Origin of the sequence: Streptomyces sp. NPDC001351, from assembly GCF_042896045.1 — a bacterium.
Lineage (GTDB): Bacteria > Actinomycetota > Actinomycetes > Streptomycetales > Streptomycetaceae > Streptomyces.
Genome location: NZ_JBIAWS010000043.1, coordinates 1 through 1,615 on the forward strand (window position 1 = coordinate 1; position 1,615 = coordinate 1,615).

The 1,615-nt window shown below is 68.5% G+C and carries 1 protein-coding gene; it reads left to right on the plus strand.

Annotated elements, in window-relative coordinates:
* The first annotated feature begins 146 nt into the window (after positions 1-146).
* A complete protein-coding gene (locus ACFY1U_RS50945; RefSeq protein WP_390700931.1) occupies positions 147-1,604 on the plus strand; it encodes an NF041680 family putative transposase in 1,458 nt (485 codons plus the stop codon).
* Positions 1,605-1,615 lie beyond the last annotated feature (11 nt).

The following is a 1,615-nucleotide window of genomic DNA, read 5'->3' on the forward strand; positions in this document are numbered from 1 at the left end:
CGCCTAGCTTGATCTTTAACGTGTGCTGTCGAACGGTGCGTCGTACTTGATCACTCGGTTCGGTAACTGCCGTACGCGGAAACGGCCTTCGCCTGAACATGTGCTCCGACCAAGGAACACACACGTCCAGCGCGAAGGCCGTGAGGATGAGTCTGCAGTATCACGATGTCCGGCAGGAGTCGCTGGCGGAACTGTCACGCTTCCGGGGCGAGTTCTACTCCTGCCTCACCGCTCGTTCGGATGCGCTGTTCGAGCTGGCCGACGCGGTTCTGTGCGGGGACGGTCCCGTGAGGTCGCTGGCCGAGCTGTCGCTGGTGGGTGAACACCGCCGAGGTCACGGAGGGCTCTACGCCGCCGTCTCAAAGGGCAGGGTCGAAGCGGATCGGATGCGGCGGGCCCTGGCCTCGGTGCTGCTGCCGCGGGCGGCCGACGGCCGGCTGGTCCTGGCCGTCGATGTCACATGCTGGCTGCGGCCCAACGCCTACACCTCACCGGAGCGGATCCTGTGCCACACCTACGGCCGAGGCAAGGACCAGCACATTCCCGTTCCCGGGTGGCCGTACTCGATCGTCTGCGCGCTGGAGCCCGGCCGCAGCTCGTGGACCGCCCCGCTGGACGCGCTGCGTCTGGCACCCGGGGACGACACCGCCACCGTCACCGCCCGGCAATTGCGCGAACTGGTCGAGCGGCTGATCACCACAGGTCAGTGGCAGGCCGGCGACCCGGACGTCCTCATCATCGCGGACGCCGGATACGACGCACCCCGCCTGGCCCATCTCCTGCGGGATCTGCCGGTCCAGGTCCTGGCCAGGATGCGCTCGGACCGTGTCCTGCGCAGGCCGGCCCCGCCGCGGCAGCCTCACACCATGGGCCGACCGCCCCGGCACGGCGGCGAGTTCGTCTTCGGGCAGCCCGACACCTGGGGCACCCCGGACACCGAAACGGTCACCGACACGCGCCTTTACGGCACCGCCACCGCACGCTCCTGGAACCGGCTCCACCCCAAGCTCACCCACCGTTCTTCCTGGGCTGCGGCCGACGGCTCACTCCCGATCGTCGAGGGAACCGTGATCCGCCTGGACATCGATCATCTGCCCAGCGGAGCCACCCCGAAGCCGGTCTGGCTGTGGTGGTCGGGCACGGACGCAACCGAAACGGACAGCGACCGACTCTGGCAGGCATACCTGCGTCGTTTCGACATCGAGCACACCTTCCGCCTGTTCAAGCAGACACTCGGCTGGACCTGCCCGAAGATCCGTACCCCCGAGGCGGCGGACCGCTGGACCTGGCTGATCCTCGCGGCCTACACCCAACTGCGACTGGCCCGGCCACTCGCAGCCGACCGACGTCGCCCATGGGAGAGGCCCGTCTCCTCGGACAGGCTGACCCCGGCACGAGTCCGCCGCGACTTTCGACACATCCGCCCCAAGGCCGCCTGCCCGGCCGGAGCACCGAAACCCACCCGCCCCGGACCTGGACGACCGCCCGGCCGAAAGAACACCCAACCCACCCCACGCCACGACGTCCACACACCCCGCAAGACGACCACCACCACGTCCCGGAATAAGAAGTCGGGCACTCCGCGACCTCGCCGCACAGGTTAAAGATCAAGCTA